General features: G+C 52.2%; 9 protein-coding genes. 7 read left to right on the plus strand and 2 right to left on the minus strand.

Annotated elements, in window-relative coordinates:
• Positions 1-121: 121 nt before the first annotated feature.
• Entirely contained in the window at positions 122-475 is a 354-nt protein-coding gene (locus EH198_RS10745) for a hypothetical protein (RefSeq protein ID WP_124695523.1), read from the plus strand.
• Between the two features lie 10 nt (positions 476-485).
• Here the strand turns inward: EH198_RS10745 and EH198_RS10750 are convergent, their stop codons facing one another.
• Complete coding sequence (locus EH198_RS10750; protein WP_124695524.1) at positions 486-944, minus strand: GNAT family N-acetyltransferase; 459 nt, start codon at positions 942-944, stop codon at positions 486-488.
• Positions 945-1,532: 588 nt separating this feature from the next.
• Here EH198_RS10750 and ilvB point away from each other — a divergent pair.
• The 5 genes from ilvB to EH198_RS24610 all read left to right on the plus strand — a co-directional run bounded on the left by ilvB (position 1,533) and on the right by EH198_RS24610 (position 6,956).
• On the plus strand, positions 1,533-3,275 hold the full coding sequence (ilvB, locus tag EH198_RS10755; RefSeq protein WP_124695525.1) for a biosynthetic-type acetolactate synthase large subunit: 1,743 nt from the start codon (positions 1,533-1,535) through the stop codon (positions 3,273-3,275).
• Between the two features lie 2 nt (positions 3,276-3,277).
• Entirely contained in the window at positions 3,278-3,763 is a 486-nt protein-coding gene (ilvN, locus tag EH198_RS10760; protein ID WP_124695526.1) for an acetolactate synthase small subunit, read from the plus strand.
• Between the two features lie 169 nt (positions 3,764-3,932).
• Positions 3,933-4,925 (plus strand): ketol-acid reductoisomerase, encoded by a 993-nt coding sequence (gene ilvC / locus EH198_RS10765; RefSeq protein ID WP_025696539.1) that lies wholly within the window; start codon positions 3,933-3,935, stop codon positions 4,923-4,925.
• A 138-nt stretch (positions 4,926-5,063) separates the two neighbouring features.
• Positions 5,064-6,605 (plus strand): 2-isopropylmalate synthase, encoded by a 1,542-nt coding sequence (locus EH198_RS10770; protein WP_124695527.1) that lies wholly within the window; start codon positions 5,064-5,066, stop codon positions 6,603-6,605.
• Positions 6,606-6,785: 180 nt separating this feature from the next.
• The gene (locus tag EH198_RS24610) at positions 6,786-6,956 is read left to right on the plus strand and encodes a hypothetical protein (protein WP_179034630.1); all 171 of its coding nucleotides are present in this window, start codon (positions 6,786-6,788) and stop codon (positions 6,954-6,956) included.
• A 66-nt stretch (positions 6,957-7,022) separates the two neighbouring features.
• On the opposite strand, the gene EH198_RS10775 is transcribed toward EH198_RS24610, so the two are convergent.
• Positions 7,023-7,898, minus strand: a complete 876-nt coding sequence (locus EH198_RS10775; RefSeq protein ID WP_124695528.1) for a DMT family transporter — start codon at positions 7,896-7,898, stop codon at positions 7,023-7,025.
• A 332-nt stretch (positions 7,899-8,230) separates the two neighbouring features.
• Here EH198_RS10775 and EH198_RS10780 point away from each other — a divergent pair, with 332 nt between their 5' ends.
• Positions 8,231-9,166: a hypothetical protein gene (locus EH198_RS10780; RefSeq protein WP_124695529.1), complete on the plus strand. Its 936-nt coding sequence runs from the start codon at positions 8,231-8,233 to the stop codon at positions 9,164-9,166.
• Positions 9,167-9,251: the final 85 nt, after the last annotated feature.

Raw genomic sequence — 9,251 nt, forward strand, 5'->3', positions numbered from 1 at the left:
GGAGGCAGCGGCGCCGAATACACTGTTCTCGAAGACAGCAATAGGAAAGCAGAGATTTTTTGGCCGCAGGGCTGATTCTGCCTGTGTGCACAGTTCTGAAAAAGTCAAGAGGAGGGATATTATGACACAACTTGTGACCAAGAAGCAGGTTATGAAACTGGTGGGCAAAAATATCGTAGCGGTGAAAAAAGACGGAACGAAGGTTGTTGGCAAGCTGCTTCGCATTTCGGGCAACCGTCTGATTATGCAGCGGTCCGGAGGCAAAAAAGTACAAACGAAAGCCCTCATCCCGCTGGTGCTGTTCGACCTGCTTGCGGTAGGAACCGCACCTTACGCTTATGGCGGCTACGGCTATGGTTATGGCACGCCTTACGGCCCGGGTTATGGCCACGGATATGGTCACGGCTATGGCATCAACAAATCGTATGGCCCCGGCGGATACGGCGGCGGACCTAATCCTTACGGTTTTTTCTAGGACGTTATTTTCAAATGCCCATCGCTAAAAAACGTTTTTCCATCTCGTAACACATGCCCTGCGATGAATATCGGACCACGGAGTAGCCCAGCTTTTCATAAAAAGCGAGCCCGGCGGCATTCCCGATGTCTACAGCCACTTTGGATCGCTGGCACCCGCGTGATAATGCAAACCGCTCCGCCCGGTCCATGAGCATGTTTCCCCAGCGCTTGCGCTTCGCCGAAGAGGCTACGGCCAGCATATCGATGTACAGCAGATCACCGTGCAGCATAAAGTGGACAAATCCCAGCGGGTCGCTATCGTAATCGGGACTCGCCACAAGCGTAACTCCCCGTCCGAGCCGGCCAGGGAGTTCTTTTTTGACCTGGTTCAGCACTTTTGCGGGCAGATGGGACAATGGCACAAGCTCGGTCTCGATCAACCGGTGAATAATCTCGTCGTCCTGTTTGGGTCTGCGGTAACGGATCACTGCGCTTCCCCCTTCCACATATTGTCGTATATCATATGATTGGCGGGGGGCTGCGGGTTCCGCCCATGACCAAAGAGGGACAAAGCGGGGAGATCAAAATAAGGGATTGACTAACCGTGTAAGGAATCATATAATGTGTCTAAACATTTTATTGACTATAGTCAACGGCAATGAAGAGGACGAAGTTTTAAGGGCTCTTTTGACCAGAGAGCGGGTGGAACTGCTGAAACCACCGCCAAAACCCCTTATATACGAGCTCACCTCGGAGCTGTTTTCCTGAAAGGTCCGCTTTTGGATTCGGCGGAATTATTAGGGGAAATCGTGTGGTCCGCGTTACGGACTTCAGGTTGCAAAGATCGGCTTTTGCCTACATCGATGGGTTTTTGCAATCCTGCCAAGGCATTGCATCGCGAGATGCATTGCAAATATGGGTGGTACCACGGAAGAACAGCCTTTCGTCCCTCACGCGCTTATGCGGCACGTGGGAGATGAAAGGCTTTTTTTATTGTATGAAGCCGGCTGGTTGAATGAAAAGGGCGATCGTCGTTTGCATAGGGAAGTTTGACATTTTGTAAGGAGGATGACTGAATGATGACGCAAATACCGGAAGCGCGGTCAACAGAAGAATTACGTGAGAAATGGATGAAGCCGGAAGTGATTACAGGATCGGAGATTTTACTCCGCAGCCTGGTGCTTGAGGGCGTGGATACCGTGTTCGGATACCCGGGCGGAGCCGTTCTGTATATCTATGACGCGCTGTATGGCTTCGATGATTTCAAGCATGTATTGACCCGCCATGAGCAGGGAGCGATTCACGCGGCGGACGGATATGCAAGAGCAAGCGGCAAGCCGGGCGTATGTATCGCGACTTCCGGACCCGGGGCGACCAATCTGGTCACCGGCATTGCCACGGCCTATATGGACTCCGTTCCGCTGGTGGTGATCACGGGCAACGTATTCTCCAGCTTGATCGGTACGGACGCTTTTCAGGAAGCGGACATTACCGGCATCACGATGCCAATCACTAAACACAGCTATCTGGTGCGCGATGTGGAGGATCTGCCAAGAATCATTCATGAAGCTTTCCATATCGCATCGACGGGCCGCAAAGGGCCGGTGCTTATCGATATTCCAAAGGACGTATCCGCAGCGAAGACGCTGTTCACTCCCGTGACGAGCGTAAATCTTCGGGGGTACAATCCGCGCACGGTTCCGAACAAGCTGCAGCTCGACAAGCTGGTGCGCGCGATTTCGGAAGCCGAGCGGCCGATCATCATAGCAGGCGGCGGCGTTATTTATTCTGGGGCGCATGAAGAGATGTATGAATTCGTCAAGCGGACGGAAATTCCGATCACGACAACACTGCTTGGACTGGGCGCTTTCCCGAGCGGCGATGAATTGTGGATGGGAATGCCGGGCATGCACGGTACTTTTACAGCGAACAACGCCATCCAGCAGTGCGACCTGCTGATCAACATCGGCGCCCGATTCGATGACCGCGTGACGGGCAAGTTAGACGGCTTTGCGCCAAAAGCCAAGATTGTGCATATCGACATCGATCCTGCCGAAATCGGGAAGAATATATCGCCGGACATTCCAATCGTAGGGGATGTTAAGACCGTGCTGGAAATGCTGATCCCTGAAGTTGGACGGTCTGCGAACGCGGACGCCTGGAGAACGCAGATCGCCCAGTGGAAGCTGGATAAACCGCTTCGTTACAATGATGATGGCAAAGTGCTGAAACCGCAGTGGGTCATCGAGATGATCAATGACACCACGAAGGGCGAAGCGATCGTAACAACAGACGTTGGTCAGCATCAAATGTGGGCGGCGCAGTATTACAAGTTCAATCATCCGCGTTCCTGGGTTACTTCCGGGGGTCTCGGAACGATGGGCTTCGGCTTCCCTTCGGCGATCGGCGCGCAAATGGCCAAACCGGAACGGCTCGTGGTGTCGATCAACGGCGACGGGGGCATGCAAATGTGTTCCCAGGAGCTGGCGATTTGCGCCATCCACAACATTCCGATCAAGATCGTCGTTATCAATAACGAGGTGCTTGGCATGGTGCGTCAGTGGCAGAATCTCATTTATGGGAAACGCTACAGCTATACGGATTTGGCCGGCAGCCCGAACTTTGTTAAGCTGGCTGAAGCTTACGGGGTAAAAGGGCTTCGGGCGACAACGAAGGAAGAAGCGAGGGAGGCATGGCTGGAAGCTCTGGAAACGCCGGGACCGGTATTGGTGGAATTCCTCGTATCCAAGGACGAGAATGTCTACCCGATGGTAACCCAGGGCTCGACCATCGATCAAATGCTGATGGGGGATGAATAACAGTGGCAAGAAATACGATTTCCGTGCTCGTTAACGACCAGCCCGGGGTGCTCCAGCGGGTATCGGGGCTGTTCGGACGGCGCGGCTTTAATATCGAGAGCATTACCGTCGGTCAATCGGAGGAAACCGGGCTGTCCCGGATGGTCATTGTGACCTTGGGAGACGAGGAGCAGCTGGAGCAGATTGAGAAGCAGCTCTACAAGCTGATCGACGTCATCAAAGTTGTAGATCTCAGTTCCAGACCGATGGTTGCCCGCGAATTGGCGCTGATTAAAGTCAAAGCCGACCCTTCCGAGCGGCCGGAGATCATGGGTGTAGTCGAAACGTTCCGCGCTTCCGTCGTCGATATCGGCAGCACGAGCATGCTTGTTCAGGTGGTCGGGGACACGCAGAAGATCGACGCCATGATCGAGCTATTGAAGCCTTACGGCATCCGGGAACTGTCTCGGACCGGCGTTACGGCAATGATCCGCGGAAATGTGCAGTAGGTCTATTTTACAACTTTAACGAATTGCTGCTTTTTTGCGGTACAATATAATTTATGAACGGCAAGCCCGCTAAAGAGCGGGAGCTTGAGGGGAAGGCGAACGATGCATGCCGCTTCTCTTGAAGCACCCGCTCTTTAGATGGGTTCCAAATTAAAGGAGGATTTTGACAATGGCAGTAACAACGTACTATGAGCAGGATGGGGATCTGAGCGTATTAAAAGGTAAAACAATCGCGGTTATCGGTTATGGCAGCCAGGGCCATGCCCAAGCGCAGAACCTGCGTGACAGCGGACTTCAAGTAATTATCGGCCTGCGCGAAGGCAAATCGTTCCAAACCGCGAAAAATGACGGCTTTGAAGTGCTGCCGGTCTCCGAAGCGGTATCCCGCGCGGATGTAGTGCAAATTCTGATGCCTGACGAAACTCAGGCGGCCGTATATAAGAATGAAATCGAACCGAACCTGAAACAGGGCGCGGCGCTCATGTTCTCCCACGGCTTCAACGTGCATTTTGGCCAAATCATCGCTCCGAAGGATTCGGACGTACTGCTGGTTGCTCCTAAGTCCCCTGGACACATGGTTCGCCGCACTTATGAAGAAGGCTTTGGCGTTCCCGGCCTGATCGCGATCGAGCAGGACGCTACAGGCAACGCGAAGGCGATTGGCCTTGCTTATGCCAAAGGCATCGGCTGTACCCGCGCAGGGGTAATCGAGACCTCCTTCCGCGAAGAAACCGAAACCGACCTGTTCGGCGAACAAGCCGTACTGTGCGGCGGTGTAACGGCTCTGATCAAAGCGGGCTTTGAAACGCTGGTTGAAGCCGGCTATGCTCCGGAAATGGCTTACTTCGAGTGCTTGCACGAGATGAAGCTGATCGTTGACCTGATCTATGAAGGAGGCATGGCTACGATGCGCGATTCCATCAGTAACACGGCGGAATACGGCGATTATGTAACCGGCCCCCGCGTCGTAACTGACGAAACGAAGAAAGCGATGAAGGCTGTACTGAGCGACATCCAGCAGGGCAAATTCGCCCGCGACTTCATTCTGGAGAACCAATCGGGCCGTGCATTCCTGACCGCTACGCGCCGCAACGAAGCAGCTCATCCGATCGAGGTTGTCGGCGGACAACTGCGTGAAATGATGGCTTGGATCAAGAAATAAGATTGGCATAATCGGTACCCGGATTCACATATACGGCATTTTGCAAAATGCTCATAAACGCAAGTCTTCAGGTGCGGCTCCGCTTCATGCGGGCCGCATTTGGAGCGTTTGACGATTACTTTTAAGGAGGTGCCCGGCATGCGAAAAATTTATATTTTCGATACGACGCTGCGTGACGGAGAGCAGTCCCCCGGCGTGAATCTGAATACTCGCGAGAAGCTGGAAATCGCCTACCAGCTGGAAAAGTTGGGTATTGACCGGATGGAGGCGGGATTTCCCGCGGCATCGCCGGGAGATTTGGCCGCGGTCAATGCCGTCGCCCGGGCGGTTAAGAATGTAACGGTCATCGGCCTTTCCAGATCACGGGAGGCGGATATCGATGCCGTCAAGGAGGCGCTTCAGGGCGCGCAGGATCCCTGCATTCACCTGTTCCTCGCGACTTCCCCGATTCACCGGCAGCATAAGCTGCGGATGGATAAGGGGCAGGTGCTGGAGACGGCGCAGGCGGCCATCCGCTATGCGAAGAAATATTTTTCCAAACTCGAATTCTCGCTTGAGGATGCGGGGCGGACCGAGCTTGATTTTATGGCCGAGGTGGTCGGCATGGCGGTTCGCGAAGGCGCGAACGTCATCAACATTCCCGATACGGTCGGATATTTGAATCCTTCGGAGTATGGGGCGATCTTCAAATACTTAAAAGAAAATGTTCCAGATATTGACCGTGTTCAACTCAGCGCGCACTGTCATAACGATCTGGGAATGGCGACGGCGAACACGCTGGCGGCCATCCAGAACGGGGCGGATCAAATCGAGGGTACGATCAACGGCATCGGCGAACGCGCGGGCAATACGGCGATTGAAGAGGTAGCGATGGCGCTGGAGACGCGAAGCGAGTATTTCGGCGCCAAGACGTCGCTTGTGCTGTCCGAAATTTCCCGTACTAGCCGCCTGGTCAGCAAGCTGACCGGTATGGTGGTGCCGGGAAACAAGGCGATTGTCGGCGCTAACGCATTTGCGCATGAGTCTGGCATCCATCAGGACGGCATGCTGAAGGAAAAGACGACGTACGAGATCATGACGCCGGAAACGATCGGTTTGAAGGAGAGCAAGCTGGTGCTGGGCAAGCATTCAGGCCGCCACGCCTTCCGCGACAAACTGAGCGATCTCGGTTACGATCTGCCGGAAGACGAGCTGAATGCGGCGTTCTCCAGATTCAAGGATCTGGCGGATAAGAAAAAAGAAGTATCCGACGAGGATATTCTGGCGCTGCTTGAGGCAAGACTGGTCGATACGCCGGAAATCTACAGCCTGCGAACCCTGTATGTCACTTACGGCAATGAAGCAACGCCAACCGCGAAGCTGGTTCTAAGCGGTCCTCCGCAGGAACCGATTGTCGCCGTCGCTGAAGGCAATGGTTCGGTTGATGCGATTTATAACGCCATCGACCAAGCGACCGGTGAGGAAGTCAAACTCGACGACTATTCCATCAAATCCGTCAGCCAAGGCAAGGACGCCCAGGGCGAGGTGCATGTCATTCTGTCGCAGGGCATTGTGGCTGCGGCGGGGAGAGGTCTCAGCACCGATATTCTGGAAGCCAGCGCCCGGGCTTATCTCGATGCGCTGAACAAGCTGATCGAGAAGCGCAAGACGTATACGGAGCGTGAAGACGCTCATTTATAGCAGGCAGGACTGCCGTTTCTCCTTCGGACAGAGACGGCGGGATCGCGAAGGACTGTCTCCAGACGCGGAATGATCCGCTGCCGGAGCAGTCCTTTTTTCAAATATAACTCCTGGGATGGCAGATGGGATAAAATGCAAACCGCCTTCTCATACTAATGTGAGAAGATGGAGGTGAATGTCATGCCCAAAAATAGCGCTGATCCCAAAAAGGACCGAGCGGATAATCGCGCAGATAAGAAAGACAATCAACAGAATAAAGCCCATTTCACCGAAGAACCTCAAATGCTGACGAACAATAAAGCTGCCGATTATGTCCCAAGTTTAAATGGCATTACCAAAAATGAAACTTAAGTAGCAGAAAGGCTGCTCTCCCATCGCTACGTGACGGGAGAGCAGCCTTATTAATGTTTTATAATTCTATTTTTTCTCGTAAATCACGAATACAACACCACTTAGAATCAGGATGGAGCCGATCCAAAACGTTACACCTATGTTCTCGCCTAGAATAAGCCATCCGAGCAATGTCCCGACCACGGGTTGAAAGAAGAAAAATAACCCCCCGCTTGAAGCGTTAAGCATTTGCAATCCGCGATTCCAAAGCAGAAATCCGCCTGCCGTTGAGACAATGCCCAAATACAAGACGCCTCCCCAGATCGCAGGATGCCCCAATTGGGCAACAGGAATGGCAGATAACCGCCCCATTACAAAAGGGGTCAATACGATCAGGGCCACCAGGATGGAATAGGTCGTCACCACAATTTGCGAATATTCGCCCGGCACACGCTTAACAAGAACAGACATGAGTGCCCATGTTAATGCAGCAACAAGCAGTGAAATGCCACCGAGTTTACCGGACAAATTCACATGATCGACGCCAACAATGAGAAAAACCCCAGTCGTTGCAAGACAAACGGAGAGTCCCTTTTTTACAGTCAACCGTTCTTTAAGCAGCAGGCGGGCAAAAATTACCATAAACGCCGGTGTTGAAGAAGTGATAATGGCTCCCATTTGTGCTGAGGACAGCATCGTGCCCGTTTCCTGGGTAACGATCGAAACAGCGTTGCCAATGATTCCAATGGCTATGATGATTAAGAAATCACGTTTATGGATTCGCCATTTTTGCCGAGTGATTAAGCCGACCGAGAGAAGTGCCACAATAGCGACTAAATAGCGCATCCACACAAGTTCCAATGGCGGTATAACCGATACGACAATTTTAACGACAACGTACATACCGCCCCAAATACTGGCGGCTAAAGCTAAATAGATAGAACCTAACCAATTGTTTTTCATTTTAATTTGTACCCTCCGTTTATGATTTAGGCCGGTAATGCTCCTAACGGAGAGATGCAGTCACATTCACTCCACTAAGGGCGGGAGAGTACTGCAGGTACATCATTTTCAAATAATGGGGCCAAATACATCTTCTTTCACCTCAAGTCTAATCTCAACTACGGATATACATTTTTTCATAGTAGCAGATGGGTCTGTTTTTGAACAGATTTAGTTTCGCAGTCCCCACCTCTAAGCCAACAGCGAAGGTGGGGGTTAGGTACATTTGCTTAACCAAACATATGTTCTTGTGTTATGCTAGATCCATCAAACTTGCGATGGAGGCGTATCTCATGAAGGTGGTCAAAACACTCAAACATCCGATTACGTCTCACCACCGCATGCTGGATGCGACTCTCCATGTGTATCAAGAGGCGCTGTCCTTCTTGATTACGGTCATTCAAGAGCAGTTTATGGCCTTAGAACCGTTATCCACACAAGCGGTTGTGACGGCGGTAGAACGGCTGACTCACCGTACCAGGCACAATCCGAATCCGCTCTACGCCGAGTTTGATCGACGCTTTTATAAGTTTCCTTCGTACTTCCGCAGAAGTGCCATTGCAGAAGCGTTTGGCATTGTGAAAAGTCATCATTCCCGTTTTCAGCTTTGGCAAGCCGAGCGGCAACACGTTCAGCAAGAAGGGAAACGCTTTTCGAAAAAACCGCCGACACTCCAAGCTCGGCATCAGGCGTTTCCTTGCTTATACAAAGGCAACATGTTCATTCGAACCTCCGATAGGGCAGCCAACATCAAGATATTTCATCAAGGCGATTGGGTCTGGCTCCCCATTACCTTTAAAGGCCAAGACCTATTCAAACGTAACGTGTGGAGCATGAAAGAATGCAGCCCCATATTGGTTCGAAAAGGAAAACGCTATGCCCTTCATATCGCCTATGAAGGGGATGTGAAGTTGACTCAGGCGGAAATTTCCAAGCAGCGGGTGTGTGCCGTAGATTTGGGGTTAACGAATTCCGCAGTCTGTTCCGTGATGGACGCAAGCGGCACTGTCTTGGCGAGGACATTTATCAACCAAGCCAAAGAAAAAGACCGAATGCACCAAATCACAGGCAAACTGAAACAAGCCCAGCGTCAATCCGGTATAGGGGCAAAACCGAATTTCTGGCGGCGGATGAACGGCTTACAGACGCATATCGTTCACGATACCGCGCATCGAATCATCGCCTTTGCCAAAAGCACAGCGCAGATGTTATTGTCATGGAGTTTTTAGGCAAGATGCGTTTGCCTAAAGGAACGTGGGGAGCCAAGCGACTTCGTGCCAAACTCCAGTTTTGGGCCAAACGGCGTATCCAAAC

Source organism: Paenibacillus rhizophilus (assembly GCF_003854965.1).
Lineage (GTDB): Bacteria > Bacillota > Bacilli > Paenibacillales > Paenibacillaceae > Paenibacillus_AQ > Paenibacillus_AQ rhizophilus.